At 75.7% G+C, this 26,936-nt stretch carries 24 protein-coding genes; 5 read left to right on the forward strand and 19 right to left on the reverse strand.

The genetic code is table 11. From position 1 onward, the window contains the following. Window positions 1–4: 4 nt before the first annotated feature. From nuoI to BKA21_RS05650, 11 genes are all read right to left on the reverse strand, one after another. A complete protein-coding gene (gene nuoI, locus BKA21_RS05600; RefSeq protein ID WP_373308149.1) occupies window positions 5–808 on the reverse strand; it encodes an NADH-quinone oxidoreductase subunit NuoI in 804 nt (267 codons plus the stop codon). Continuing rightward, on the reverse strand, window positions 801–2,141 hold the full coding sequence (gene nuoH, locus BKA21_RS05605) for an NADH-quinone oxidoreductase subunit NuoH (protein WP_140457350.1): 1,341 nt from the start codon (window positions 2,139–2,141) through the stop codon (window positions 801–803). Before nuoH ends, nuoI begins: the two co-directional genes overlap by 8 nt. After that, window positions 2,138–4,723: an NADH-quinone oxidoreductase subunit G gene (locus BKA21_RS05610; RefSeq protein WP_140457351.1), complete on the reverse strand. Its 2,586-nt coding sequence runs from the start codon at window positions 4,721–4,723 to the stop codon at window positions 2,138–2,140. Before BKA21_RS05610 ends, nuoH begins: the two co-directional genes overlap by 4 nt. Continuing rightward, window positions 4,720–6,051 carry an NADH-quinone oxidoreductase subunit NuoF gene (gene nuoF, locus BKA21_RS05615; RefSeq protein WP_140457352.1) on the reverse strand — a complete coding sequence of 444 codons (1,332 nt, stop codon included), beginning with the start codon at window positions 6,049–6,051 and terminating at the stop codon, window positions 4,720–4,722. The genes BKA21_RS05610 and nuoF overlap by 4 nt, the downstream gene beginning before the upstream one ends. A gap of 1 nt (window position 6,052) precedes the next feature. After that, complete coding sequence (nuoE, locus tag BKA21_RS05620) at window positions 6,053–6,988, reverse strand: NADH-quinone oxidoreductase subunit NuoE (protein WP_140457353.1); 936 nt, start codon at window positions 6,986–6,988, stop codon at window positions 6,053–6,055. Continuing rightward, window positions 6,988–8,370: an NADH-quinone oxidoreductase subunit D gene (locus tag BKA21_RS05625; RefSeq protein ID WP_140457354.1), complete on the reverse strand. Its 1,383-nt coding sequence runs from the start codon at window positions 8,368–8,370 to the stop codon at window positions 6,988–6,990. Before BKA21_RS05625 ends, nuoE begins: the two co-directional genes overlap by 1 nt. Further along, entirely contained in the window at window positions 8,370–9,176 is an 807-nt protein-coding gene (locus BKA21_RS05630; RefSeq protein WP_140457355.1) for an NADH-quinone oxidoreductase subunit C, read from the reverse strand. The genes BKA21_RS05625 and BKA21_RS05630 overlap by 1 nt, the downstream gene beginning before the upstream one ends. Continuing rightward, complete coding sequence (locus tag BKA21_RS05635) at window positions 9,173–9,724, reverse strand: NuoB/complex I 20 kDa subunit family protein (RefSeq protein WP_140457356.1); 552 nt, start codon at window positions 9,722–9,724, stop codon at window positions 9,173–9,175. Before BKA21_RS05635 ends, BKA21_RS05630 begins: the two co-directional genes overlap by 4 nt. Window positions 9,725–9,752: 28 nt before the next feature. Beyond that, window positions 9,753–10,115, reverse strand: a complete 363-nt coding sequence (locus BKA21_RS05640) for an NADH-quinone oxidoreductase subunit A (RefSeq protein WP_140457357.1) — start codon at window positions 10,113–10,115, stop codon at window positions 9,753–9,755. Window positions 10,116–10,182: 67 nt separating this feature from the next. Next, window positions 10,183–11,478 carry a geranylgeranyl reductase family protein gene (locus BKA21_RS05645; RefSeq protein WP_140457358.1) on the reverse strand — a complete coding sequence of 432 codons (1,296 nt, stop codon included), beginning with the start codon at window positions 11,476–11,478 and terminating at the stop codon, window positions 10,183–10,185. Window positions 11,479–11,651: 173 nt separating this feature from the next. Continuing rightward, entirely contained in the window at window positions 11,652–12,350 is a 699-nt protein-coding gene (locus tag BKA21_RS05650; RefSeq protein WP_140457359.1) for a demethylmenaquinone methyltransferase, read from the reverse strand. A 112-nt stretch (window positions 12,351–12,462) separates the two neighbouring features. On the opposite strand from BKA21_RS05650, the gene BKA21_RS05655 reads away from it, so the two are divergent. Continuing rightward, window positions 12,463–13,797 carry an isochorismate synthase gene (locus BKA21_RS05655; RefSeq protein WP_140457360.1) on the forward strand — a complete coding sequence of 445 codons (1,335 nt, stop codon included), beginning with the start codon at window positions 12,463–12,465 and terminating at the stop codon, window positions 13,795–13,797. A gap of 159 nt (window positions 13,798–13,956) precedes the next feature. On the opposite strand, the gene BKA21_RS05660 is transcribed toward BKA21_RS05655, so the two are convergent. The 3 genes from BKA21_RS05660 to BKA21_RS05670 form a co-directional block, all read right to left on the reverse strand. Continuing rightward, window positions 13,957–15,516 carry a S1C family serine protease gene (locus tag BKA21_RS05660; protein WP_239072740.1) on the reverse strand — a complete coding sequence of 520 codons (1,560 nt, stop codon included), beginning with the start codon at window positions 15,514–15,516 and terminating at the stop codon, window positions 13,957–13,959. 114 nt (window positions 15,517–15,630) lie between these two features. Then, complete coding sequence (gene menD / locus BKA21_RS05665) at window positions 15,631–17,571, reverse strand: 2-succinyl-5-enolpyruvyl-6-hydroxy-3-cyclohexene-1-carboxylic-acid synthase (protein WP_373308148.1); 1,941 nt, start codon at window positions 17,569–17,571, stop codon at window positions 15,631–15,633. Continuing rightward, the gene (locus BKA21_RS05670; protein WP_140457363.1) at window positions 17,571–18,527 is read right to left on the reverse strand and encodes an o-succinylbenzoate synthase; all 957 of its coding nucleotides are present in this window, start codon (window positions 18,525–18,527) and stop codon (window positions 17,571–17,573) included. The genes menD and BKA21_RS05670 overlap by 1 nt, the downstream gene beginning before the upstream one ends. Window positions 18,528–18,629: 102 nt before the next feature. Between BKA21_RS05670 and BKA21_RS05675 the strand changes: the two genes are divergently transcribed. Then, a complete protein-coding gene (locus tag BKA21_RS05675; RefSeq protein WP_140457364.1) occupies window positions 18,630–19,616 on the forward strand; it encodes a 1,4-dihydroxy-2-naphthoyl-CoA synthase in 987 nt (328 codons plus the stop codon). A gap of 22 nt (window positions 19,617–19,638) precedes the next feature. Here BKA21_RS05675 and BKA21_RS05680 read toward each other — a convergent pair whose 3' ends face one another. Together BKA21_RS05680 and BKA21_RS05685 are read right to left on the reverse strand one after the other, a co-directional pair. Then, a complete protein-coding gene (locus BKA21_RS05680; protein ID WP_140457365.1) occupies window positions 19,639–19,821 on the reverse strand; it encodes a hypothetical protein in 183 nt (60 codons plus the stop codon). 132 nt (window positions 19,822–19,953) lie between these two features. Further along, window positions 19,954–21,042 (reverse strand): DUF3048 domain-containing protein, encoded by a 1,089-nt coding sequence (locus BKA21_RS05685; RefSeq protein WP_140457366.1) that lies wholly within the window; start codon window positions 21,040–21,042, stop codon window positions 19,954–19,956. A gap of 152 nt (window positions 21,043–21,194) precedes the next feature. Between BKA21_RS05685 and menE the strand changes: the two genes are divergently transcribed. Next, a complete protein-coding gene (menE, locus tag BKA21_RS05690) occupies window positions 21,195–22,352 on the forward strand; it encodes an o-succinylbenzoate--CoA ligase (RefSeq protein WP_140457367.1) in 1,158 nt (385 codons plus the stop codon). A gap of 73 nt (window positions 22,353–22,425) precedes the next feature. Further along, complete coding sequence (locus tag BKA21_RS05695; protein ID WP_140457368.1) at window positions 22,426–23,295, forward strand: 1,4-dihydroxy-2-naphthoate polyprenyltransferase; 870 nt, start codon at window positions 22,426–22,428, stop codon at window positions 23,293–23,295. A gap of 31 nt (window positions 23,296–23,326) precedes the next feature. On the opposite strand, the gene BKA21_RS05700 is transcribed toward BKA21_RS05695, so the two are convergent. Beyond that, window positions 23,327–23,707: a DUF4229 domain-containing protein gene (locus BKA21_RS05700; protein WP_140457369.1), complete on the reverse strand. Its 381-nt coding sequence runs from the start codon at window positions 23,705–23,707 to the stop codon at window positions 23,327–23,329. 94 nt (window positions 23,708–23,801) lie between these two features. Between BKA21_RS05700 and BKA21_RS05705 the strand changes: the two genes are divergently transcribed. Beyond that, complete coding sequence (locus tag BKA21_RS05705) at window positions 23,802–24,110, forward strand: PLDc N-terminal domain-containing protein (RefSeq protein ID WP_140457370.1); 309 nt, start codon at window positions 23,802–23,804, stop codon at window positions 24,108–24,110. A gap of 40 nt (window positions 24,111–24,150) precedes the next feature. Here BKA21_RS05705 and ccsB read toward each other — a convergent pair whose 3' ends face one another. Next, on the reverse strand, window positions 24,151–25,167 hold the full coding sequence (ccsB, locus tag BKA21_RS05710; protein WP_140458319.1) for a c-type cytochrome biogenesis protein CcsB: 1,017 nt from the start codon (window positions 25,165–25,167) through the stop codon (window positions 24,151–24,153). An 8-nt stretch (window positions 25,168–25,175) separates the two neighbouring features. After that, a complete protein-coding gene (resB, locus tag BKA21_RS05715) occupies window positions 25,176–26,933 on the reverse strand; it encodes a cytochrome c biogenesis protein ResB (protein ID WP_140457371.1) in 1,758 nt (585 codons plus the stop codon). Window positions 26,934–26,936 lie beyond the last annotated feature (3 nt).

Below are 26,936 nucleotides of genomic sequence, written 5' to 3' on the forward strand. Positions count from 1 at the left end.
GCGTTCACCGCGCACCCCCCTGCTTGTGCGCGGCCGCGGTGATCGCACGCTGCGCGAGCCGGGTCTCGCCGAGGTCGGGCACGGTCGCGCCCTGCGCGGCGTTCACCGGCAGCGTCGGGTCGTCGGGGCGGTGCTCGGCGACCCAGTCCACCTGCGCCTGCGTGCTGCCGGTGACCTCGTTCCGGTAGTACTCGGTGTCCGTCGTGCCCTCGACCATGGGGTGCGGCGTCGAGAGCTGCCCCTCGCGCAGCGGCGCGAGCAGGTCCTGCTTCTCCCAGATCATCCCGGCGCGCGTCGGACCGGCGAGCTCGTACTCGTTGGTCATGGTCAGCGCCCGGGTCGGGCACGCCTCGATGCACAGCCCGCAGAAGATGCAGCGCAGGTAGTTGATCTGGTAGACGCGGCCGTACCGCTCCCCCGGCGAGAACTGGGCGTCCGGGGTGTTCTCGGCGCCCTCGACGTAGATCGCGTCCGCGGGGCACGCCCACGCGCACAGCTCGCAGCCGATGCACCGCTCCAGGCCGTCGGCGTACCGGTTGAGCTGGTGGCGCCCGTGGTACCGGGGCTTGGTGGGCGGCTGCTCGCGCGGGTACTGCTCCGTCACGGTCGGGCGGAACATGTTCGACAGGGTCACGCCGAACCCGCCGACGGGCGACAGCGCTCCCGCGACCCCGGTGCGGGGCTCGATCATCGAGCGGTAGCCCTCGGCGGGGCGGGCGACGTCCCCGCCGGTGCCGGCCGGCTGCACCTGCCGTCCGGCGGCGTCGGTGCCGCCGGGGTCGTTCTGGCGCTCGTCGCGGTCAGCCACCGCGCACCTCCAGGGGGGTCTCGGGTCCGTCGGCGGCCTCGGCCTGCCGGCGTCGGGCGCGGGGGGACGGGGGCAGCACCTGGCCCGGCAGCGGCGGCACCGGGTAGCCGTCGGCGAACGGGTCGATCTCCTGCGGCTGGGTCGGCGCGGTCGCGACCGGCGGCTTCTTCTCCGGCACGAGGAACGAGGCGAGCAGCCCGGCGACGACGACACCGGCGAGCACGAACAGCAGCGTGCGCAGGTCGACGTCCCAGAACTGCCGGGTCGCCTGGACGAGCGCGACGGCCACGACCCACACGAGCGCGGCCGGGATGAGGACCTTCCAGCCGAGCTTCATGAACTGGTCGTACCGGAACCGCAGGAGCGAGCCGCGGATCCACACGAACACGAACATGAGCAGCCACACCTTGGCGAGGAACCACAGCACCGGCCACCAGCCGGTGTTGAGGACTCCGTCGCCGATCGTCGACAGCGGCCAGGGGGCGCGCCAGCCGCCGAGGAACAGCGTCGTGGCGACGGCCGAGACGTTGAGCATGTTGATGTACTCCGCGAGGAAGAACCACGCGAACTTCATCGACGAGTACTCGGTCATGTACCCCGACACGAGCTCGCCCTCGGCCTCGGGCAGGTCGAACGGCAGGCGGTTCGTCTCGCCGACCATCGCGACGAGGTAGATGACGAACGCCGGCAGCAGCGGCAGGAACCACCACACGGCGGTCTGGGAGTCGACGATCTGCGACGTCGACATCGACCCCGCCATGATGAACACGCTCACCAGGGACAGGCCCATCGCGAGCTCGTAGCTGATGACCTGCGCGGTCGACCGCACGGCGCCGAGCAGGGGGTACGTCGACCCCGACGACCAGCCGCCGAGGACGATGCCGTACACCCCGACCGACGCGCACGCGAGGATGTACAGCACCGCGACGGGGAAGTCGGTCAGCTGCAGCGGGGTCACGACGCCGAAGATGCTCACCTCGGGCCCGAACGGGATGACCGCGTACACCAGCAGCGAGCAGAACACCGCGATCATCGGCGCGACGATGTAGACGAGCTTGTCGGCCGCCTTGACCGTGAGGTCCTCCTTGACCAGGAGCTTCATCGCGTCGGCCAGCGACTGCAGCAGCCCGAAGGGGCCGTGCACGTTCGGGCCCGGGCGCACCTGCATGCGGGCCACGACGCGGCGCTCGAACCAGATCGCGATGAGCACGCTGGTCAGCAGGAACACGATGATCGCGACGGCCTTGAGCAGCCACACCCAGAACACGTCCTGGCTGAAGTCCGCCGTCACGGGGGCGACGGCACCGTCGCCGACCGCTGCCCAGACGCTCATGCGCGCTCCTCCTCGTCGGCCCCGACGCGCACGACCGTCCCGGTGCCCGCGCCGAGCGTGTCGCGCACGGCGCAGCCGCGGGCGTTGGTCGGCAGCCACACCACGTGGTCGGCCATCGGTGTCACCAGGACGGGCAGCACGACCGCGCCGCGGTCGGTGCTGACGCGCAGGTCACCGCCGTCGGCGACCCCGCACGCGGCGGCCGTCGCGGCGGAGACGCGGGCGACCGGGCGGGTCGCGGTGCCCGCCAGGTACGGCTCGCCGTCCTGCAGGCGCCCCGCGTCGAGCAGCTGGTGCCACGTCGCGAGGACGGCGTGCCCCGGGGGCACGGGGTCCGGCTCGCGCGGGTCCACGTCGGGGGCGGGCACCCGGGCGCCGTCCCAGCCGCCGAGCTGGTCGAGCTCGGCGTGCACGGCCGCGAGCGTCGGCAGGCCGAGCTCGACGCCCAGGGCGTCGGCCAGCCGGTCGAGCACCCGGTGGTCGGGCAGGAACGTCGTGGTCAGGGCCTGCGGGAACGGCCGCGGGCGGCCCTCCCACGTGACGTACGTGCCGGGCTTCTCGACCGGCGGGGCCACGGGCAGCACGACGTCGGCGCGGTCGGTGACCTCGGACGTGCGCACCTCGAGCGAGACGAGGAACGGCACGGCGTCGAGCGCCGCCCGGGCCAGGCGCGGGTCCTCGTGGTCGGCGGGGTCGACCCCGCCGACGACGAGCGCCCCGAGCTCGCCCGCGGCGGCCGCCGCGAGGATCTCGTCGGCGCTGCGCCCGGGCCGCGCGGGCAGGTCGCCCACGCCCCACACGGCAGCCATGTCGATGCGGGCCGCGGGGTCCGCGACCGGTCGGCCGCCGGGCAGCAGGGTCGGCAGCGTCCCGGCCTCGACGCCGGCGCGCTCCCCCACGCGGCGCGGCACCCAGGCCACCCGCGCGCCGGTGCGTGCGGCCAGCCGGAGCACCGCGGACAGCGCGCCCGGCACGGTCGCAGCGCGCTCGCCGACGAGGACCACGGACCCCGGGGCGGCCAGCGCCTGCGCGGCCTGCGCGAGCAGGTCCTCGTCGGCGTCCGCCTCGAGCGCGTCGAGGACCTCCGGCTCGGTTCCCGGTGCGGCGGCCAGCAGCGTGCCGTCCAGGCGCTGCAGCCCACGGCTGGCCAGCGGCGCGACGGACCACACGTGCGTGCGGCCGGCGACGACGGAGCCGCGCAGCCGCAGGAACAGGACGCCGCCCTCCTCCTCCGGCTCGAACGCGACGCACAGCACCGCGGGCGCCGCCACGAGGTCCGCGAAGGTCACCTCGAGCGTGCGGCCGGCCACGAGGTGGCCGAGCAGCTGCTCCTCCTCCGCCGAGTGCGGCCGCGACCGGTGGTCGACGTCGTTGGTGCCCAGCGCGACCCGGGCGAGCTTGGCGTACGCGTAGGCGTCCTCCAGCGTCAGCCGACCCCCGGGGAGGACGCCGACGCCGGCGCCGGCCACCGCCTCGCGCAGCCCGGCGGCCGCGGTGTCGAGGGCCTCGGTCCACGAGCACGGCTCGAGCGCACCACGGGAGCCGTCGGCCTCCCGGCGGCGCACGAGCGGGGTCGTGATCCGGTCGGGCGCCGACTGCCAGCGGAAGGCAAACCGGTCCTTGTCGGTGGTCCACTCCTGGTTGACCACCGGGTCCTCGCCCGCGAGCCGCCGCAGCACGACCCCGCGCCGGTGGTCGACCCGGATGGCCGAGCCGTTGGCGTCGTGCTCGGCGACCCCCGGCGTGGAGACCAGGTCGAACGGCCGCGACCGGAACCGGTAGGCCGCGCTCGTGAGGGCACCGACCGGGCAGATCTGCACGGTGTTGCCCGAGAAGTACGACGCGAACGGCCGCCCGCTGGTGTCGAGGGTCGCGGCGCCGACCGGGGTGTCCCCCGCGAACCCGAGGACCTCGGTGTCGAACGTGCCGATCTGCTGCTGCGCCCCGCGCTTCTGCAGGTCGATCCACACGTCGCCCGCGATCTCCTCGGAGAACCGGGTGCACCGCTGGCACAGCACGCACCGCTCGCGGTCCAGCAGCACCTGCGTCGAGACGGAGATCGGCTTGGCGAAGGTGCGCTTGACGTCGACGAACCGGGTCGTGGCCCGACCGTTGCTCATCGCCTGGTTCTGCAGGGGGCACTCGCCGCCCTTGTCGCACACCGGGCAGTCGAGCGGGTGGTTGATGAGCAGCAGCTCCATGACCCCGTGCTGGGCCTTGTCGGCCTCGGGGGACGTGTGCTGCGTCCTGACCTGCATGCCCGGCGTCGCCTCGAGCGTGCACGAGGCCTGCGGCTTGGGCATCTTGGCGACCTTGCCGTCGCGGCCGGGCGCCCAGACCTCGACGAGGCACTGCCGGCACGCACCGGCCGGTGCGAGCAGGGGGTGGTCGCAGAACCGCGGGATCTGGATGCCGAGCTGTTCGGCGGCCCGGATGACGAGCGTGCCCTTCGGCACGGTCGTCTCGGCGCCGTCGATCGTGAACGTCACGGTCTGCTCGGGCTCGGGCACCACCACGGGCGGGGCGGCGGGCACGAGGGGCGTGGTGGCGGCCGCAGTGCGCGGCCCCTGCGTGACGGTCATGCGTGCACCCCCGCGAGCTGCGTCCGACGCGGCGTGTAGGCGAACAGCGCGGTCCGCTCCGGCGGGAAGAGCACGTCCGCGGGCGTGTGCGTGCCCGCCTCGAACTCCTCCCGGAAGTACTTGACGGCGCTGGTCACCGGGCTGGTGGCCCCGTCGCCGAGCGCGCAGAACGCGCGCCCGAGGATGTTGTCGCACAGGTCGAGGAGCAGGTCCACGTCCTGGGGCGTGCCCCGCCCGGCCTCGAGGCGCTCCAGCACCTGGAGCAACCAGTAGGTGCCCTCGCGGCACGGCGTGCACTTGCCGCACGACTCGTGCTTGTAGAACGCGATCCACCGGGTCACGGCCCGCACCACCGACGTCGTCTCGTCGAAGATCTGCAGCGCGCGCGTGCCGAGCATCGACCCGGCCGCGCCGACCGACTCGTAGTCCAGCGGCACGTCGAGGTGCTCCGCGGTGAAGATCGGCGTCGACGAGCCGCCCGGCGTCCAGAACTTCAGCTCGTGGCCCTCGCGGACGCCGCCGGCCATCTCGAGCAGCTCGCGCAGCGTGATGCCGAGCGGCGCCTCGTACTGCCCGGGCCGCTGCACGTGCCCTGACAGGGAGAACAGCCCGTGCCCGGTCGACCTCTCGGTGCCCATCTGGCGGAACCAGTCCGACCCGCCGACGAGGATGCCCGGCACCGACGCCACCGACTCGACGTTGTTGACCACCGTCGGGCGCGCGTACAGGCCGGCGACCGCGGGGAACGGCGGCTTGAGCCGCGGCTGCCCGCGACGCCCCTCGAGGGAGTCGAGCAGCGCGGTCTCCTCGCCGCAGATGTACGCGCCCGCACCGGCGTGCACGGTGACCTCGAGGTCGAAGCCCGACCCGAGCACGTCCGTGCCGAGGTAGCCGGCGGCGTACGCCTCCTCGACCGCGCGCAGCAGACGGCGGTACACGTGCAGGACCTCGCCGCGCACGTAGATGAACGCGTGGTGGCAGCCGATCGCGTACGACGTGATCGCGACACCCTCGATCAGGGCCTGCGGGCTGGCCATCATCAGCGGGATGTCCTTGCAGGTGCCCGGCTCGGACTCGTCCGCGTTGACCACCAGGTAGCGGGGCCCGCCGTCGGGCGCAGGCAGGAAGCCCCACTTCATGCCCGTGGGGAAGCCCGCTCCGCCGCGGCCGCGCAGGCCCGAGTCCTTCACGGTCGTCACCACGTCGGCAGGCTCCATGGCCAGCGCGCGGCGCAGGCCGCGGTAGCCGCCGTGCTCCTCGTACGTGGCCAGCGTCCAGGAGCGCGGTGCGTCCCAGTGGGCGCTCAGCACGGGTGCCAGGGTCGTCATCTCACGACTCCTTCGCGTCGTCGGACCGCTGCGCCCGCTCGGCCGCCTCGTCGGAGGTGTCCGCGGGGGTGCTCGGGGCGTGCTGGGCGCTGGACTGCTCCGCGCCGACCTTCGGGTCGGCACCCGGCTGCTGCCCGGCCGGCGTGGGGCCGGCACCGGTGGCGGCGGGCTTCGCGGCCTCGTCCAGCGGAGCGGGCGGCTCGCCCGCGTCGGGGTACGCCGGGGCGGACCAGCCGTGCTCGCGGGCCAGGACCGTGCCGCGCACGGTCGGCTCGCCGGCGCCCACGCCCTCGTCGGCGCGGCCGTCGGAGAACCCGGCCAGCACCCGGCTCATCTGCTTGAACGTGCACACCGACGCGGCCCCCCGCGTGGGCGCCACGGGGACGCCCTCGCGCAGCCGGTCGACGAGGTCGCTCGCCGACGCGGGCGTCTGCTGGTCGAAGAACTCCCAGTTGACCATCACGACCGGCGCGTAGTCGCAGGCGGCGTTGCACTCGACCCGCTCGAGCGTGATCGCCCCGTCGGGCGTCGTCTCGTCGTGGCCGACGCCGAGGTGCTCGGTGAGCTCCTCCCAGATCGCGTCGCCGCCCATGATCGCGCACAGCGTGTTGGTGCAGACACCGACCGTGTACGTGCCGTTGGGGTGGCGCTTGAACTGCGTGTAGAACGTGGCGACCGCCGACACCTCTGCGGTGCTCAGCCCCAGCGTGGCCGCGCAGAAGGCGATGCCGCGCGGGGACACGTAGCCGTCCTGGGACTGCACCAGGTGCAGCATCGGCAGCAGCGCCGACCGGGCCTGCGGGTAGCGGGCGACGATCGCGGCGGCGTCGGCCGCGAGGCGCTCCCGGGTCGCGTCGTCGTACCCCGTGGCGTGCCGCTCGCCGTCGACGCGGGTGCGCAGCAGCGCGTCCTGCACGGGCTCGTGCTCGACCGACATCAGCGGTCCACCCCTCCCAGCACCGGGTCGAGGGACGCGACGGCGACGACCACGTCGGCCACCTGCCCGCCCTCGCACATCATGGACACGGCCTGCAGGTTGTTGAACGACGGGTCGCGGAAGTGCGCGCGGTACGGGCGGGTGCCGCCGTCGGACACCAGGTGCACGCCGAGCTCGCCGCGGGGGTGCTCGACCGTCTGGAACACCTGCCCGGCCGGGACCCGGAAGCCCTCGGTCACCAGCTTGAAGTGGTGGATCAGGGCCTCCATGGAGGTGCCCATGATCTCGCGGATGTGGTCGAGGGAGTTGCCCATGCCGTCGGTGCCGATGGCCAGCTGCGCGGGCCAGGCGACCTTCTTGTCGGCGACCATCACCGGGCCGGCCGGCGTGGCCGCGAGCCGGTCGAGGCACTGCTCGACGATCCGCATCGACTGGTAGCACTCCTCCAGGCGCAGCACGAGCCGCGACCAGCAGTCGGCGCCGTCGTCGACGGGAACGTCGAAGTCGTACGTCTCGTACCCGCAGTACGGCGCGGCCTTGCGCACGTCGTACGGCAGCCCGGTCGAGCGGAGCACCGGCCCCGTGATGCCGAGCGCCATGCAGCCGGCCAGGCTGAGGCTGCCGACGTCCTTCAGGCGCGCCTGCAGGATCGGGTTGGCCAGCATGATGTCCTCGAGCTGGCGCAGGTAGTGCCTGACCTGCACGAGCGCCTCGCGGACGGAGTCCACGGCGCCGGGCGGCACGTCCTGCGCGACCCCGCCGGGGCGGATGTACGCGTGGTTCATCCGCAGCCCCGAGATGAGCTCGAAGACCTTGAGGATCTCCTCGCGGGCCGTGAAGCCCACCGTCATGACCGTGGTCGCGCCGAGCTCGTTGCCGCCCGTGGCCAGGCAGACCAGGTGCGACGTGATCCGGTTGAGCTCCATCATCAGCACGCGGATGACGGTGGCGCGCTCGGGCACGTCGTCGGTGATGCCGAGGAGCTTCTCCACGGCCAGGCAGTACGCGGCCTCCTGGAACAGCGGGGCGACGTAGTCCATGCGCGTGCAGAACGTCACCCCCTGCGTCCAGGTGCGGTGCTCCATGTTCTTCTCGATGCCCGTGTGCAGGTAGCCGATGCCGGCACGGGCCTCGGTGACGGTCTCCCCCTCGATCTCGAGCATGAGGCGCAGCACGCCGTGCGTCGACGGGTGCTGGGGACCCATGTTGACGACGATGCGCTCCTCGCCGAGCGCCGCGGCCTCGGCCGCGATGTCGGACCAGTCGCCGCCGGACGCCTCGAACGTGGGGACGCCCGTGGTGTCGTCGTCGACGACGTGGCCGGTGGAGCGGGGGGACGCGTGGGGGGTCGCGCGGGGGGTGGGGGCGGGTCCGGCGGTCATCAGCTGTAGGACCTCCGCTGGTCGGGGGGTGGCACGGTGGCGCCCTTGTACTCGACGGGGATGCCGCCCAGGGGGTAGTCCTTGCGCTGCGGGTGGCCGGGCCAGTCGTCGGGCATCTCGATGCGGGCCAGGCCGGGGTGCCCGTCGAAGACCACGCCGAAGAAGTCGTAGGTCTCCCGCTCGTGCCAGTCGTTGGCCGGGTAGACCCCGGTGGTCGACGGCACGTGCGGGTCGGCCTCGGGCACGGCGACCTCGAACCGGAGCCGCCGGCCGTGGGTCACGGACACCACGTGGTAGACGGCGTGCAGCTCGCGCCCCGCCTCGTGCGGGTAGTGCACGCCGCTGACGCCCAGGCTCAGCTCGAACCGCAGGTCCGGGTCGTCGCGCAGCGCCTGCGCCACGGCCACGACGTACTCGCGCCGCACGTGCAGCGTGAGCTCCTCGCGGTCGACGACGACGCTCTCGACGGCGGCGGCGAAGCCCGGGCCGGACTCGTCCAGCACCTCGGCGAGCACGTCGACGACCTCGTCGAACCAGCCGCCGTAGGGGCGCTCGCTCGGCCCGGGCAGCGCCACGGCCGCCACGAGCCCGCCGTACCCGGACGTGTCGCCCGTGCCGTGCACGCCGAACATGCCCGTGCGCACGTCGACCAGGTCGAGGGGGGTGCGTGCGGCCTCCGGCCCGGCGGGAACGTGCTGGGCGCCCGCCTCGAGCGCGGCGGCCGTGGTGCTCTGCGCGGCCGTGGTGCCCTCACCGGGCTTCACGGCGTCGGCGGCGTCGGTCTTCCGGTCCTTCGCGTCGCTCACCGCAGCAGCCCCGTCATGTGCGACGTCGGCGTGGCGGCCATCGCGGCGGCCTCGGCGGCCGCGGCCGCCTCCTTGCGGTTGACGCCGAGCGGCTCGTTCTGGATCTGCTCGTGCAGCGCGAGGATCGCGTGGATGAGCATCTCGGGCCGCGGCGGGCAGCCCGGCAGGTAGATGTCGACGGGCACGACGTGGTCGACGCCCTGCACGATCGCGTAGTTGTTGAACATGCCGCCGCTGGAGGCGCACACGCCCATCGACAGCACCCACTTCGGCGCCGACATCTGGTCGTAGACCTGCCGCACGATCGGCGCCATCTTCTGGCTGACCCGGCCGGCGACGATCATGAGGTCCGCCTGGCGCGGCGACGCGCGGAAGACCTCCATGCCGAAGCGTGAGATGTCGTACCGGGGCGCGCCCGCGGCCATCATCTCGATCGCGCAGCACGCCAGGCCGAACGTCACCGGCCACAGCGAGCCCTTGCGGAAGTAGCCGACGAGGTCCTCGACCGTCGTCAGCAGGAACCCCGAGGGTGCCTCCTCGATGCCCATCAGCCCCTCCTCCTCGCGCGTGCCGTCGTCAGTCCCACTCGAACCCGCCGCGCTTCCACTCGTAGACGAACGGGACCGTGATCAGCGCGATGAACGCGAGCATCGCGACAAGGCCGAACGTCGCCAGCTCGGCGAAGCTCACGGCCCACGGGTAGAGGAACACCACCTCGATGTCGAAGACGATGAACGTCATCGCCACGAGGTAGTACTTGATCGGGAAGCGGCCGCCGCCGATCGCGTGCGGCGTCGGCTCGATGCCGCACTCGTACGCGTCGAGCTTGGCGCGGTTGTAGCGCTTGGGCCCGAGGATCGCGCTCGCCCCCACACCGCCCAGCGCCAGCACCGCGGCGATGCCCATGAGCACCAGGAGCGGCACGTACGGGTTGCTCATCGAGCGGTCCTCCTCGTCGTCGAGGTGCGGCCGGACGGCCGCGGGCGGTGGGTGGGGGCTGCCGGGGTCATGCTGCGGGTGCCATCCTCGCGAGCCCGGCGATCACACGGTCGACCGTGTCCCCGCCCCGGGGCTCGTAGCAGTCCGACAACAGCTTCAGGACGAACTTCATGAGCAGCGGCCGGGGCAGCCCGTACCGGGTGCACAGCCGCATGACCTGGGGGTGCTCGATGATCCGGACGAACAGCCGGCCGAGCGTGTAGTAGCCGCCGAGGTCCTCGCGCATGCGCTGCTGGTACGTCGCCAGGGCCCGTTCGCGACCCGCGGCGGAGCCGCGCGTGAGGGCCTGGGAGATCGCGTCGGCGGCGACGCGTCCCGCCTGCAGGCCGTAGGCGATGCCCTCGCCGTTGAACGGGCTGACCATGCCGGCGGAGTCGCCCGCCAGCAGCAGGCCGTCGGCGTACATGGGGCCGCGGTTGAAGCCCATCGGCAGGGCCGCGCCGCGCACGGGGCCGACCTGGTGCTCGGGCGTGAACTCCCACTCCGCGGGCGCGTGCGCCATCCAGCGGGCGAACAGGTCCTTGTAGTCCACCTTGGTGGCGGCGGCGGTCGAGCTCACCGAGCCGAGGCCGACGTTCGCGGTGCCGTCGCCGAGGGAGAAGATCCAGCCGTAGCCGGGCATGAGGTGCGAGCGGCCGGGCTCGCCGTCCCACAGCTCGAGGTGGGACTCCATCCACGGGTCGTCGTGGCGCGGCGTGCGGAAGTAGGTGCGCACGGCCACGCCCATCGGACGGTCGTCGCGCTTGACCCGGCCCACGGACGTGGCCAGGCGCGCGGACACCCCGCCCGCGTCGATGACGACGGGGGCGCGGTACTCGACCTCGTCGCCCGCACGACGGCCCGCGTCGTCGACCGGGCGCGCCCGCACGCCGACGACGCGGCCCGTGCGCTCGTCGAGCACAGGGCCCGTGACGGACGTGCGCTCGGAGAGCTTGGCACCGGCGGCCCGGGCGTGCTCGGCGAGGGTCTGGTCGAACGTCGTGCGGGCGCGCGCCAGCCCGTAGGACGGGTAGCTCGACAGCTCGGGCCACGGCAGCTCGATGCGGTGCCCGCCGCCGATGACGCGCAGGCCGACGTTGCGGATCCAGCCGTCCTGCTCGCGGATCGGCACGCCCATGCGGACCAGCTCGGACACCGCGCGCGGCGTGAGCCCGTCGCCGCAGATCTTGTCGCGGGGGAACGCGGACTTCTCGAGGAGCAGCACGTCGAGCCCCGCGGACGCGCACCAGTAGGCCGCGCCGGCCCCCGCAGGGCCTGCGCCGACGACGATGACGTCGGCGTCATCGTGTGCTGCGGCCGTCATCTTCACCCCACTTGTGACGATGTTCACGTGCAACTCCGGCGAGTGTAACGAGACCCTCCGGGCCTGTCTGCGAAGGTAGGGCTTACCTGGAGCCCGGCGCGGGACGATCGTCCCGCCGGACCGCCCCACCAGCCGCTACCCGCCGGCGTCGCCCGGGGCACGGGGTGCGCGCGTCAGGCCTCCGGGCGTGTCGCGCGGTGCAGGGCGACGATGCCGCCCGACAGGTTGCGGAAGGCCACGTCCGTCCACCCCGCACGCCGCACCTGACGCCCGAGCGCCGCCTGGTCCGGCCACTCCCGGATCGACTCCGCGAGGTACACGTAGGCGTCCGGCTCCTTGGACACCGCGCGTGCCACGGGCGGCAGCGCCCGCATGAGGTAGTTGGTGTAGACGGTGCGGAACGGGGCGAACGTGGGCCGGGAGAACTCGCACACGACCAGCCGCCCGCCCGGGCGCGTCACGCGCAGCAGCTCGGCCAGCGCCGCGTCGACGTCCGCGACGTTGCGCAGCCCGAACGACATGGTGACCGCGTCGAAGACGCCGTCCGCGAACGGCAGGTGCAGCGCGTCGCCGGCCACGAACGGCAGGTCGGGGCGGCGGCGCTTGCCGACGCCGAGCATGCCCGTCGACAGGTCGCAGGGCACGACCCGCACCCCGGCGTCGGCGAGCGGCTCGCTCGACGTGCCCGTGCCCGCCGCCAGGTCGAGGACCGTCTCGCCCGGCTGCGCCGCGAGCGCCGCGAGCGTGGCCCGGCGCCAGGCGCGGTCCTGGCCGAGGGAGATGACGTCGTTCGTGAGGTCGTACCGCCGGGCGACCGCGTCGAACATCGCGGCGACGTCGCGGGGGTCCTTCTCCAGGGAGGCGCGAGACATGCGCCCATCGTCGCAGGTCCGCCCCCGCCCGCCCGACAGGCGCCGCGACCACCCGCGCGGGTGACCGCCCGCGGTCCGGGCGACCACGGCGCACCACCTACCCTGGACGGTGATGAGCACGTCGCCCAGCTCCACGCCCGGGGAGCCTCTCCCCCATCCCCTCGTCGTCCGGACGGTCGCCCTCGACGGGCTCGGTGACGGGCGCGCGGGCGAGCCCGACCCGGCCGACCTGCTCGACCTCCTGCCGCAGGACGCGCCCCTGGCGTGGGTCCGCCGCGGCGACGGCCTCGTGGCGTGGGGCGAGGCCCTGCGCGTCGACGTGCACGGGCCCGACCGGTTCGCCGACGCCGAGCGCGCCTGGCAGCAGGTCCTGGCGCACGCGGTCGTGCGCGACGAGGTGGGCCTGCCCGGCACCGGGCCCGTCGCCTTCGGCTCGTTCGCGTTCGACGACGCGTCCGCGGACGGCGGCACCGTCGTCGTCCCCCGCGTCGTCGTCGGGCGCCGCGCCGGGCGGGCGTGGCTGACGACGCTGACGCCCGCGGCCCGGCTGGGCGCCGCACCCACGCTCGCCGACGTCGTCACCGGGCGCAGCGCCCCGGCCGCGCCCGGTGCCGTCGAGTACCGCGACGGCGCCGTCGCCGCCGACGACTGGCTCGACGTCGTCGCCCGCGGGGTCGCGGCCATCCGCGCCGGCGAGGTCGACAAGGTCGTGCTCGCCCGCGACGTCGAGGCGCGCACCGAGCACCCCCTGGACGTGCGGTGGGCCCTGGCGCGGCTCGCGGGGCGGTACCGGTCGTGCTGGACGTTCAGCGTCGACGGCATGATCGGCGCGACGCCCGAGCTGCTGGTGCGCTCCGAGCGCGGCCTGGTGACCTCGCGGGTGCTCGCCGGGACGATCCGGCGCACCGGCGACGACGCGGCGGACATGGCGCGCGCCGCGATCCTCGCGCACTCCTCGAAGGACCTGGAGGAGCACGAGTACGCCGTGACGTCCGTGGCCGACGCGCTCGCGCCGTTCTGCTCGTCGAGCAACGTGCCGGACGTGCCGTTCGTGCTGTCGCTGCCGAACGTGCTGCACCTGGCGTCCGACGTCACGGGCGTGCTGCGGGGCGCCGAGGGCACCCACCCGTCCTCGCTCGCGCTGGCCGCGGCCCTGCACCCGACGGCCGCGGTGTGCGGCACCCCGACGCAGGCGGCCCGGGCACTCATCGCCCGCGTCGAGGGCATGGACCGGGCCCGGTACGCGGGGCCCGTCGGGTGGTTCGGCGCCGACGGCGACGGCGAGTGGGGCATCGCGCTGCGCTCGGCCCGCGTGGACCCCGACGACCCGCACCGCCTGCGGCTGTTCGCGGGGTGCGGCGTCGTGGCGGCGTCCGACCCGGCCGCCGAGCTCGCGGAGTCCCGCGCCAAGCTCGAGCCCATGCGCTTCGCCCTCGGCGGCGACTGAGCCCTCGTCCGGCCACCCCGGGCGGGCCGGTCGGTCCTCCGGACGTGCGCGAGCCCGCCGCGGGGGGATGGCGCGGCGGGCTCGCGTGCGGTCCGGTCAGGGGGTGGGCCGGACCGCGGTGGGCACGGCCGTCACCGGCCGGCCCAGGTCATGCGGGGCTCAGCCCTGCTCCTGCTGCTGCTGGAACCACTCCCACAGGTCCTCGGGCGTCATGCCGTCGGGGATGCCGCTGGAGTCGTCCGGCTCGGCGGGCTGCTGCTCCTGCTGGCCGAAGTCGTCCGGGCGGGTCGCCAGGGTGACGTCGACCTCGAGGGCCCGGCCACCGCGGACGACCGTGAGGGTGGCCTCGTCGCCGGAGGACATGCCGCGCACGAACGCGGTCAGGGACTCCGAGCCGCCGACGACGTCGCCGTCGATCGCGACGATCACGTCGTCGACCTGCAGGCCCGCCTCCGCCGCCGGGGACTCGTCGGTCACGGACTGCACGACGGCACCGCGGCGCGTGACGCCGTCGGCGGTGGCCGTGCCGTCCTGGAGCGTCACGCCGAGGAACGCGTGCTCGGCCTCGCCGTCGGCGATGAGCTGCGCCGCGATCTGCTCGGCGAGGTTCACCGGGATCGCGAACCCGAGGCCGATCGACCCGGACTCGCTCGACAGGGTCGCGATCGACGACGTGATGCCGATGACCTGGCCCTGCGCGTCGAACAGCGGGCCGCCGGAGTTGCCCGGGTTGACCGCGGCGTCGATCTGGATCGCGTTGGTCACGGCCGCCTCGCCGCCGTTCTCCTGCGTGCTGACGGGCCGGTCGACCGCCGAGACGATGCCGGTGGTGACCGTGTTGGCCAGCCCGAGCGGGTTGCCGACGGCCATCACGGACTCCCCGACCGTGACCGCGTCGGAGTCCCCGAGCACCGCGGGCACCAGGTCGTCCGGGGCGTCGAGCACCTGGATCACCGCGAGGTCGGTGCTGGCGTCCGTGCCCGTGACCTCGGCCTCGAGGATGCGCCCGTCGGTGAGCGTGACGGCCACCTGACCGTCGCCCGCGCCGGAGACCACGTGGTTGTTGGTCAGGATCGCCCCGTCGTCGCTGATGATGACGCCGGAGCCCTGGGACTCCCCGGCCGAGGTGGTGACGTCGATCGCGACGACCGAGTCCTGGACCGCGGCGGCGACGGCCGGCCAGTCGGGGCCCTCGGTGGTGGAGCCGGCGACCGGCACCGTGTCGTCCGCCGGGCGGCCCAGCTCGGCCAGCGAGGCGGGGCGCTGCGTGCTCGACGAGCCGTCCAGGAGCTGCGCGGTCGCGACAGCGCCGCCGCCCACGAGCAGGCCCGTGACGACGCCCGCGGTGATCCACAGCCACGCCCGCGAGCGGCGGCGCGGGGCGGGCCCCGCGGGCGGGCCCCAGGGCTGGGCGGACGACGGGGTGCCGCCGGCGGGCGGGGGCGGGGGCGTCGCCGGGCCGGTGGCGGGGAGCGGGGCGCCGGCGGGCGGTGCCCCGTGCGCGGCGGCCGGGGCGGGGGCGCCGACGAGGGCCGGCTCGCGGGTCGCGCGCTGGGCGGCCTCGTACCGGGCCCACTGCTGCGCCGGCGTGAGCCGCTCGGGCGCGGGGGCCGGCGGCGTCACCGGCAGCGGCAGGCGCTGCGTCGGCTGTGCCACGGCGAGGGGCTCGGTCGGGTGGTCCTGCTGCCCGCGGTGCGGCTGCTCGGGCGTGCTGGTCATGGCTGCCTCCTTGTCGAGACCCATCTCACCCCCAGGGACTGGGATCCGCCTCCCCGAACCCTGGGAACCTGCTGTGAGTTCGCGGCGAGCGGCGCCCGCCCGCGCACCCGGACCTCACGGCCCGGCGGTCAGGGCCTTGTCCACCGCGGCGGCGACCTCGACGGCCACCCGCTCCCCCAGCGCGCGCCGCTGCGTGCGGTCCACGCGCACCTCGACCACGCCCACCCCCGTGCCGGGCGCCGCGAGCGCGGGCAGCAGCCCGTCGGTGTCGACGACGCGCGTGTGCCGCACCCCGTACGCCGCGCACAGTGCCGCGACGTCGACGCCGTGGGGGGTGCCGAACACGCGCTCGAACGTCTCCGCGCGCTCGGGCTCGCCGTGCTCCAGGGTCGTGAACACCGAGCCGCCGTCGTCGTTGGCGACGACGATCTGCAGGTCCACGCGCGGCTCGGCGGGGCCGCGCAGCAGACCGCCGACGTCGTGCAGGAACGTCAGGTCGCCCAGGTAGGCGCGCACGCGGCGGTGCGGCAGGCCCAGGGCCACGCCGGTCGCGGTCGCGACGGTGCCGTCGATGCCGGCGAGCCCCCGGTTGGCCAGCACGAGCGGTGCGGTGTCCCAGCGGGCCACGAGGTCGAGGTCGCGCACCGGGCTCGAGGCCCCGACGACGAGGACGTCGTCCGGGGCGCTCGCGCGGGCGACGGCACGGGCCAGCGCCGGGCCGCTCACCCGGGGCCCGGAGCGGGAGCGGCGCGCGTCCTCGGGGGTGTCGAGCAGGCCTGCCAGCGCCTCCTGGGCGGCGGCGTCGGCGACCTGCCAGTCGTCCAGCCAGCCCTCGGGCGCACCGATGCGGCCCTGGCGCATGCGCGGCGGGGGCTCGAGCAGCACCTGCGAGGCGTTGCGCGCGGCGTCCGGCCAGTCGACGCCGCGGGGCGCGACCACGACGACCTCGACGTCCGGCCGGGCCAGCAGCCGCTGGACCTGGCGCGAGAGCGTGGGACGCCCCAGCACCACGACGCGCCCGACGCGCCCGCCCAGGCGGTCGTCGTCGAGCAGCAGCCGGTAGGCGCCGATCGCGTGCGGGCCCTGGCGGGCGCCCGACGACGGCTCGGCCAGCAGCGGCCACCCGTTGGCCTCGGCGAGCCGGCGCGCGGTCGGACCGGCGCCGTCGCCCGCGACCACGACGGTCGGCACCGCACCCGACCCGCGGCGCACCCGGCGGCCGCCCTCGGTGCGCACGGTCACCGTCGGCACGGTGCCCGTCGCGGGCTCCGCGGCCTCGGCGGGTGCGTGCCGGGTGGCGACCTGCGTCAGGCCTGCCTCCGAGGCGGGCGGCCACGGCGCCTCGTCGGGCACCAAGGGGTCGCGGTACGCCAGGTCGAGGTGCACGGGGCCCGGGTCGCCCGTGCGCGCGCCGAGCGCGGTGGCCACGGCCCGCGAGGCCAGCCTCCGCAGGTCCCGGTCCTCGCCCGTGCGCCCGTCCGGCGCGGGCACGTCGACCGCCAGGCGCACGGCGCCGCCGAACATGCCGACCTGCTCGGTGGTCTGGTTGGCGCCGGTGCCGCGCAGCTCGTGCGGGCGGTCGGCGGTCAGCAGCAGCAGCGGCAGCCCGGCGTGGTGGGCCTCGAGGACGGCGGGGTGCAGGTTCGCCGCGGCGGTGCCCGACGTGGTGACGACGGCCACGGGGCGCGGGCCGGCGGGTGCGGGCTCGCCGTGGCGCGGCGGGTGCGCCGACGCGCGGCACAGGCCCAGGGCGAGGAACGCGGCGTCGCGCTCGTCGACCCGCACGTGCAGGCGGACGGCCGGGGCGCCCGCGGGGCGGTCCTCCTCGGGCCGGGCGGCGTCGGCCAGCGCGTAGGCCAAGGGGGCGCTGCGCGACCCCGGGGCCAGCACCACGTCCCGCACCCCGAGGGCCGCGAGCGCCTGCACGAGGACCCGGGCCGCGGCGATCGCCGGGGGGCCGGGGTCGACGGGCCGGCGGGCGGCTCGACGGGCGGGGACCCGTGCGGTCGTCCCGGTGCGGGGGGCGTCGTCGGGGGTCGCGCTCACGACCGCCATCATGCCCGAGCCCGCACGGCGTCCAGGCGCGCCCCCCAGCGCGCGACGAGCGGGCCGGGTGCCGCGGCGGCCGCCAGCAGGGCGGGGTCCGGCTCGGGCCGCCGGACGTCGATGGCACCGTCGACGGGCAGCAGCGGCTCGGCGACGAGGTCGGACGCGAGCAGCTGGGCGGTCGCCAGCCCGCACGCGTAGGGCAGCTCGGGCAGCGCGGCGGCCAGCGCGAGGCCGGCGGCCAGGCCCACGGACGTCTCGAGCGCCGACGACACCACGACGGGCAGGCCCATCTGCTCGGCGAGCCGCAGCGACGCGCGGACGCCGCCGAGCGGCTGGGCCTTGAGCACGACGACGTCGGCGGCCTGCAGGCGGGCGACGGCCAGCGGGTCGTCGCTGCGGCGCACGGACTCGTCGGCGGCGAGCGGCACGTGCGTGCGCCGGCGCAGCCGGGCGAGGTCCTCGACCCCGGCGACGGGCTGCTCGGCGTACTCCAGCCCGCCGGCCGCCCGGTCGAGCGCCGCGAGGCGGGTCACGGCGGTCTCGACGTCCCAGGCCGTGTTCGCGTCGACGCGGATCGCGCCGTCGGGGCCGAGGGCGTCGCGCACCGCCTCCAGGCGCGCCTCGTCGGCGTGCGGGTCCTGGCCGGGCTCGGCGACCTTGACCTTGGCGGTGCGGCACCCGCCCGACGCGGTGACGATCCGGTGCGCGTGCTCCGGTTCTACCGCCGGCACCGTGACGTTGACGGGCACGTGCGTGCGCACGGGGTCGGGCCAGCCCTCGTCGGCGGCCTCCCGCGCGGCCCGCCACCAGCGCACGGCGGCCTCGTCGTCGTAGTCCCAGAAGGGGCTGCACTCGCCCCAGCCGGCGTCGCCCTGCACGAGCACCCCGTCCCGGGAGGTCAGGCCCCGGAAGCGGGTGCGCAGGGGGACGGACCAGACGACGACGTCGAGGCGGGCGGGCACCTGACCAGGGTAGGGACCGCCGCACCCGCGCCGCACCCGCACTGCGCCACGACCCTGCCTCCCACGACGTCGACGGCGCCGGCGGCGTCCTAGGGTGGTCGGGTGAGCGACGACACCCCCGCCGGGCCCCCGCTGCCGGACCGCGTCTCCGACACCTTCGACCCCGCGCGGTGGCGCACGGTGCCGGGGTTCGAGCACCTCACCGACATCACCTACCACCGGGGGGTGGCGCGGCCCGACGCGGCACAGGTCGCGGCCGGTGCGGTCGTGCGGGACCTGCCGGTGGTCCGGGTGGCGTTCGACCGGCCCGAGGTGCGCAACGCGTTCCGCCCGCACACCGTCGACGAGCTGTACGCCGTGCTCGACCACGCGCGCACGACGTCGGACGTCGGCACGGTGCTGCTCACGGGCAACGGCCCCAGCCCGAAGGACGGGGTGTGGGCGTTCTGCTCGGGCGGCGACCAGCGCATCCGCGGCCGCGACGGGTACCGGTACGCCGAGGGCGAGACCGCCGAGGCCATCGACCCGGCCCGTGCCGGACGGCTGCACATCCTCGAGGTGCAGCGGCTGGTCCGCACCATGCCGAAGGTCGTCGTGGCGCTCGTCAACGGCTGGGCCGCGGGCGGGGGGCACTCGCTGCACGTGGTCGCCGACCTGAGCGTCGCGAGCCGTGAGCACGCCCGGTTCAAGCAGACCGACGCGGACGTCGGCTCGTTCGACGGCGGCTACGGCTCGGCGCTGCTGGCCCGGCAGGTCGGGCAGAAGCGGGCCCGGGAGATCTTCTTCCTGGCCCGGGAGTACTCCGCGCAGGACGCGTACGACTGGGGTGCCGTCAACGACGTCGTGGACCACGCGACGATCGAGGAGGTCGGCCTGGAGTACGCGCGGGTGATCGCCTCGAAGTCGCCGCAGGCGGTGCGGATGCTGAAGTTCGCGTTCAACCTGGCGGACGACGGGCTGGCCGGCCAGCAGGTGTTCGCCGGCGAGGCGACCCGGCTGGCGTACATGACGGACGAGGCGGTCGAGGGGCGCGACGCGTTCCTGCAGCGGCGCGCGCCGGACTGGTCGGGCTTCCCGTACGCCTACTGACGCCGGCGCACCGTCGGGCGGCTCAGGCGGAGACCCACCGGGCGACGTCGAGGACGGCGGTCAGCAGGGCCGTGCCGCCGACGAGCAGCGCGACCAGGACGAGCCCGGCGGCGACCACCGCGACCGCGGACCGCACGTCGTGCTGCGGCTGCGCGGGGGCGTCGGTGGCGGACGGGACGAGGGCCGGGGCGTGGTGCGTGGTCATGGCACCAGCCTGGCCGGGGAGCCGCCCGCGGCGCGTCCGCCGGCGGGCTGGCGCCGCGGGTGAGGTCCGTCCACCGTGCGGCGCCGCGGGGTCCACCCGCAGGATGACGCCGAGCGACCCCGGCGAGGCCGGTCAGGAGACGGTCAGCGACCCCGTGCCCGCAGGAACCAGCTCGACCCAGGTGCTGCCGGGTGCCAGGCGGGCGGGCGAGCCGTCGGGCATCAGGAGCCGGAGCGGGGCGTCCGCTGCGGTCTTCTCCCAGGTCACCGCGACGGTCCTGCCACCGGTGGCGAGGGTCGCCTCCCCGGAGCCGACGAGCTCGTAGGTGGGCACCGGGGCGCCGCCCTGGGCGCCGAACCCGGAGTCGGGGTGCCCCGCCACGACGGAGACCACGTTGACCGCGGAGATCCGCTGCCCGCTCGCGACCGTCGCCGGGATGGACCCCTCGGCGCGCAGCCAGGTGCCGCTGGCGCCGTCCCACGTCCACGTCGGGCTCGACGCGCCGGAGAGCCGGAAGGCCAGCGTCGAGGCCGGCGTCCCGTCCGTGGCGGCGGTGGCGCGCTCGGCGGTCCGGGCGAACGCGAACTGCTCGGGCGGTGCGGTGCGGCCCGCCTCGGCCGCGTCCCACCAGGTCTGCGGCGTCCCGTAGACGTTGTGCGGGGCGGAGCGCGAGCTGATCCGGTACAGGCCGGGGGCACCCGCGTCGTGCGAGACGACCTGGACGCCCGACTGCGCGACGAGGTCGAGGATGCCCGGCTGCCCGCCGGAGAACACGAGCAGCCCGCCGAGCGGGCTCACGACGAGCGGGTCCATGGGGCGCACCGACCGGACGGGACCGACCTCCTCGGGCACCTGGGAGTGGAACACCGCGATGAACCGGGAGACCTCGAACTCGACGATCGTCTCCCAGACGACGTCCGCCTGGTCGAGTCCCGACTGCGGGCGGGCCGAGGACGTGTTCTCGATCTTCACCGCGATCGCGGGGCGCGGGTCGGGCTCCCCGGCGACACCCGTCAGGGGCCAGGTCGGGGGCACCTCGGGAGCGGGCACCGCACCCTTGGCGGCCTCGATCGTCGGGGCCTGGGTGACGACCGTGACGTCCGGGGCCGTCGGGGACCCGCAGCCCGCCAGGGCCAGCGCCGTGCCCACCGCCAGCAGGACGGTGCGGACCGCACCCCGGTCGGCGCGCCGGGGCCGCCCGGCCTGCACGGTCGGTGCCATGTCGTCTCCTGTTCCTCCCCCGCCGCGGACCCCCCGTCCGCGGCCGGCGCCCCACGAGGACCGGGGCAGCCGCGGGCCACTCTACGACCGCGGGTCCCGCGCCCGGCGGCACCCGGCACGACCGGGCGCGCCGGGCGACCTAGGCTGTGCGGGTGGACCGGCCCCTGCGCGACGTCCCCGCGCACGCGGGGGACCTGCTCGACGCGCTGCCCGCCGCGCTCGACGGCACCGGTCCCGCGCTGCGCGCGCTCGACCCGGACGTCCCGCGAGGTCACGAGGCCCCCCGCACGGTGCCCGACGGCACCGCGCTGGTCGTGCGGACCTCGGGCTCGACGGGCCGGTCGCGCGACGTCGTGCTCGGCGCCGACGCGCTGCGGGCGTCCGCCGCCGCCACGGCTGCGCGCCTGGGCGGTCCGGGGCGGTGGCTGCTGGCGCTGCCCGTGCACCACGTCGCGGGCCTGCAGGTGCTGGTGCGCGCGCTGCTCGCCGGTCACGCACCGCACGTGCTGGGCACCGGTCCCTTCCGCGCGGAGGGCTTCCGTGCGGCGGTCGACGCGCTCGGCACGGACCTGCCGCGGTACACGTCGCTCGTGCCGACGCAGCTCGTGCGGGTCCTCGACGACGAGGCCGCGACCGGGGCGGCGCGGACATTCGACGCGATCCTCGTCGGCGGCGCCGCCACGTCGCCGACCCTGCTGGCACGGGCCCGGGCGGCCGGTGTGCGGGTGGTCACGACGTACGGCATGACCGAGACGTGCGGCGGGTGCGTGTACGACGGCGTCGCGCTGGACGGCGTGCAGGTCGACGTCGACGCCGAGCAGCGCGTGAGCCTCACGGGTCCGGTCCTCGCGACGGGTTACCTCGGGCGTCCCGACCTGGACGCGACCACGTTCGTGACGCAGCGCGGCGCACGCTGGCTGCGCACCGCCGACCGGGGGCGCGTGGTCGACGGACGCCTGCAGGTCCTCGGGCGCCTCGACGACGTCCTCGTCTCCGGCGGGGTCAAGGTCGACCCGCAGGCCGTCGAGGCGGTCGTCGCGGCGCACCCGCACGTGCGCGAGGTGTGCGTCGTCGGGGTCCCCGACCAGCACTGGGGGCAGTGCGTGGTCGCCGTCGTGGTGACGTCGGACGGCGCCGCCCCGCCGCTGCAGGACCTGCGCACGTCCGTGGCGGCGGCCCTCGGCCCGGCGAGCGCGCCCCGGCAGGTGGTCGTGGTCGACGCGCTGCCGCTGCGCGGCCCCGGCAAGCCGGACCGCCGGGCCGCCGCGCGCCTCGCCGTCGAGCGGCAGGCCCTGGGCCCGCCCGCCTGATCCCCGCCCCGCCCCGCGCGGGCCGTCCCGTCCCTCCCGGCCGCGCGCCGGTCCCCCCGAGCCCAGGAGCACCATGGCCAGCACCGCCGAGTGGGTCGCCGGCGCACGTCCGCGCACCCTGCCCGCCGCCGTCGCCCCCGTCCTGGTCGGCACGGGTGCCGCCGCGCAGGTGGGCGGCGAGCACGTCGGTCGCGCCCTGCTCGCCGCGGGCGTGGCGCTCGCGCTGCAGGTGGGCGTGAACTACGCCAACGACTACTCCGACGGGGTGCGGGGCACCGACCTGGACCGTGTCGGGCCCATGCGCCTGACGGCGTCCGGAGCGGCGCGGCCGGCGCAGGTGCGCACCGCCGCGTTCGCCGCGTTCGGGGTCGCGGGGCTGCTCGGGCTGGGCCTGGTGGCGCTGTCGGGGTCGTGGTGGCTGCTCGCCGTGGGCGCCCTGGCCGTGGTCGCGGCGTGGACCTACACGGGCGGGAAGCGCCCCTACGGCTACCTCGGCCTCGGCGAGGTCGGCGTGTTCGTCTTCTTCGGGCTCGTGGCCGTGCTGGGCACCACGTGGACGCAGGCCGGCGAGCTCCCGTGGACCGCGTGGGTCGGAGCCGTGGCCGTCGGGCTGCTCGCGTGCGCGCTGCTGATGGTCAACAACGTGCGGGACGTGCCCACCGACGCGGTGGTCGGCAAGCGGACGCTCGCGGTCCGGCTGGGCGAGCGCCGCGCCCGCCGGGTGTTCGCCGCCATGGTCGTGCTCCCCGTGCTGCTGGGCGCGGCGTGCGCGGTGGTGGCCCCGTGGTCCCTGCTGGTGCTGCTGCTGCTCGCGCCCTCGGTGGTGCTGGCCGTGGTGGTGCTGCTGGGCGCGCGCGGCCTGGCGCTCGTGCCGGTGCTCGCAGGCGTGGGGGCGCTCGAGCTCGCGTTCGGGGTGCTGCTGGGGCTGGGGCTGGCGCTCTGACCGACACCGGCCCGTCCCGCGGGCCGGCGTGTCAGCCGCGCGCGGGCGGGGGGTCCGGGACGGCCGACGGCGGGTCGGGGACCACGTCGACGCCAGGGGCGTGCGGGCCGGCGGGGTCGGGCGACGCGGCCGACCGGGCGGCCTCGTCGGCCGCGTCCTCGGCGTCCGCGTCCTGCGCCGCACCGCCGCGCAGGACGGCCCGTCCACCGGCGGCGGCACGCTCGGCGGCACGGTCCGCGAGGTAGCGGGCGGCGGCGTCGCGGGGCCGCTGGAGGAGCACGTACGACAACGCCCAGGCGAGGAACGCCCCGACCACGGGCGCGAGCCAGGAGCGCATCCCGGCGGCCCAGAGCACACCGGTGGTGACGAGGAGCAGGAGCAGCCGGAGCGCGGACCAGACGACGACGGGCACCACCCCAGGGTAGGCGCTGGGCGTCTCCGCCCGGTCGCGCCGGTGCCGGTGCCCGCCGCGGCCGGGGCGTCGGACGCCGACTACCCTGGGGACGATGAGGTATCTGCCGTTCCTGCTCCTGCTGGCGTTCGTCGTCTACTGCGTCATCGACGTCACCCGCAGCGACGAGGACGAACGGCTGGGCGCCCCGCACCTGGCGTGGATCGCGCTGGTGCTGCTCGTGCCGGTGGTCGGCGGCGTCGTCTGGCTGCTCGTGTCTCGCTACCGGCGATCCCGACGCGGCGGACGGGGTGCACCCCCGCGGCCCGTCGCCCCCGACGACGACCCGGACTTCCTGTGGCGCCTGGAGCAGGAGCGGCGCCGTCAGCAGCGCGACGCGACGGACGACAACCCCACGACCTGACGCGGGCCCGGCACCGCGGGCAGCGGCGCGGCTGGGCGGGTCACAGGCCCGAGTACGAGTGCTTCCCGTCGACGAACAGGTTGATCACGGTGAAGTTCGCGAGCACGACCGCGTACCCCGCGAAGACCAGGTAGGCCGCACGGCGCCCGTTCCAGCCGCGCGTGGTGCGGGCGTGCAGGTAGGCGGCGTACACGACCCACGCGACGAACGAGCCGACCTCCTTGGGGTCCCAGCCCCAGTAGCGGCCCCACGCGTGCTCGGCCCAGATGGCGCCGCCGATGAGGGTGAACGTCCACAGGACGAAGCCGATGGCGTGCAGGCGGAACGAGAGCGCCTCGAGGCGGCGCGCGTCGGGCACCTGCTCGAGCCACGCGAACGCCGGGCCGGTGACGCGCCAGCGCGCCAGCGGCCGGCGCAGGCCGTCCATGCGACGCCACGGCTGCGCGACGTGCGAGCGGCCCTCGGCGCGCGACGACGAGAGCACCTGGAGCACGGACGTGGCGAACCCGACGGTGAAGACCCCGGTCGCGGTGATCGCGACACCGACGTGCAGGACCAGCCAGTAGCTCTGCAGCGCGGGCTGCACGGCGTCGGCCTGGACGTGGAACACGACGAGCGCCAGGGCCAGGCCCAGCACGGCGATGCCCATGACGACGACGGAGACGAACGCGATCACGCGGCGGCGCTGCAGCACGGCCAGCGTCGTGACGGCGACCAGCACCCCGACGATCGCGAACTCGTACATGTTCGCGGTGGGCCAGCGGCCCGCGGCGAGCCCGCGCGTCACGACGCCCGCGAGCAGCAGGAGGATGCCCAGGGGCGTGGTGCTCAGGGCGATGCCCCGGGCCCGGGACGGGGCGTCGGTCGCCGCCGCGACGTCGTCGTGGTCGTCCACCGGTGCCGGGCCGCCCGCGCCGACGAGCTCACGGCTGCGGTCGCGGACCTGCTGCGCGGCCTCGGCGACGCGACCGAGCTCGAGGGTCCAGGCGACGAGCGCGATGGTGAAGGCCGTGGTGGCGCCCCACACGAGCAGGTCGCTCACCTCGGCGAGGGAGATCTGGTCCATCACGGGCCTCCGGGTCGTCCGTCCGCGACGGGCCCCGCGCTCGTGCCGGCGGCCCGCTCGTGCGCGCCGTCGGACCCGTCCCCCAGCACGGCGGCGAGGACGCGGTCCAGCTCGGTCACGAGGCCGACGTCGTCGCCGCGCGCGAGCCCTGCGGCGGTGATCACTGTACCCGCGGCGGGACCTTGGTCCCGGCCCGCCGCAGCGGGTGCCGGCGTCGCCCGTAGCCACAGGCGTCGCCGCGGTGCGAACAGCGACGCACCGAGCCCGGCGAACGCGAGCAGCGCGAAGACGAGCACCCACGTCAGCGCGGGGTCGTGCCGCAGGTCGAGCGCGACGAACCGCGGCAGCTCCTCGAACGTCAGGGTGCCCTGGCCGTCGGGCAGCTCGACGGTCTCGCCGGGCCGGACCTCGAGGGTCACGGGCGTGCCGTCGGCCTCGAGGGCCTGCTCCATGCGGGACTCGTCGAGCTGGTAGACGTTCTGCGGCACACCCGTGTCGAGGCCGAGGTTGCCCGACCACACGGAGAGCACGAGCAGCGGGTCGGCCGGCTGCGGGTCGACGGACTGCCAGAACCCGGGCATCCACTCCTGCGCGGTCGGCAGCAGGAAGCCCACGAGCCCGATCTGGCCCTGCCCGCCCGACACGTCGGGGACCTTGATGACGCCCCGGGACGTGTACACGTCGTCCTGCGGCAGGAAGGGCACGGCGCCGGCGAACGCCACCTCGCCGGCCGCGTCGCGCACCGTCACCCGGGGCGCGTACCCGTTGCCCTGCAGGTAGACCTTCGCCCCGCCCGCCGTCAGCGGGTGGTTGACGCGGATCGTCTCGGCGGTCGGCTCCTGCCCCGGCTCGGTGAGGGTGACGAACGCGGTGAAGTCCCGCGACTGGAGCGTCTCGGGGTCGAACTCGGCCTCGAACTCGTCGAGCCGAAGCGTGAACGGCACGAGGTCGGCGGGGTCGAAGGCGGTGCCGCGCTCGAACGTGTCGTAGTCGACCTGGGCGTTGGCGAACCCGCGGCCCTGCACGACGATCGCCTGACCGCGGTAGTGCAGCATCTGCCCGGTCGCGACCGCCACGAGCAGTCCGACGAGGGCGAGGTGGAACAGCAGGTTGCCCGTCTCGCGCAGGTACCCGCGCTCGGCGGCCACGGCCCACGTGCCGTCGCCCTCGTCGTGGACGTCGACGCGGTAGGCGGGCGCCAGCGGCAGCAGGCGCCACCGGCGGCGCAGGAGGGCCACGGCACGCTCGGCGACCTCGCGCGGCGCGTCCGGGGAGGTGCCGCCGCCCTGGGCGGGGAACCGGCCGAACCGACGGGGCGGGCGCGGCGGGCGGGCGCGCAGGGCTCCCAGGTGCACCCGGGTGCGCGGCAGGATGCAGCCGACGAGCGAGACGAACAGCAGCAGGTAGATCGCGGAGAACCACACCGAGGCGTAGACGTCGAAGAACCCGAGGCGGTCGAGCCACGGTCCGGCCGTCGCGTGCTCCTCGAGGTAGTCGGCGACGGCCGCGGGGTCCTGCGGGCGCTGCGGGAACACGGTGCCGGGCACCGCGGCGACGGCCAGGAGCATGAGCAGCAGCAGGGCCACCCGCATGCTCGTCAGCTGCCGCCACACCCAGCGCAGCCAGCCGACGGCCCCGAGCGCGGGCAGCGCCGGCGGGCCGCCGTCCGGGCCCGCACCGTCCGTGCCGCGCCCGGGGCGCTGCGCGCGGTCGTCGCTGAACGCGTCGTCGAGGCCCTCGGGCCGGTAGGTCACCACGGG

The sequence above is a fragment of the Cellulomonas oligotrophica genome, assembly GCF_013409875.1.
GTDB lineage: Bacteria > Actinomycetota > Actinomycetes > Actinomycetales > Cellulomonadaceae > Cellulomonas > Cellulomonas oligotrophica.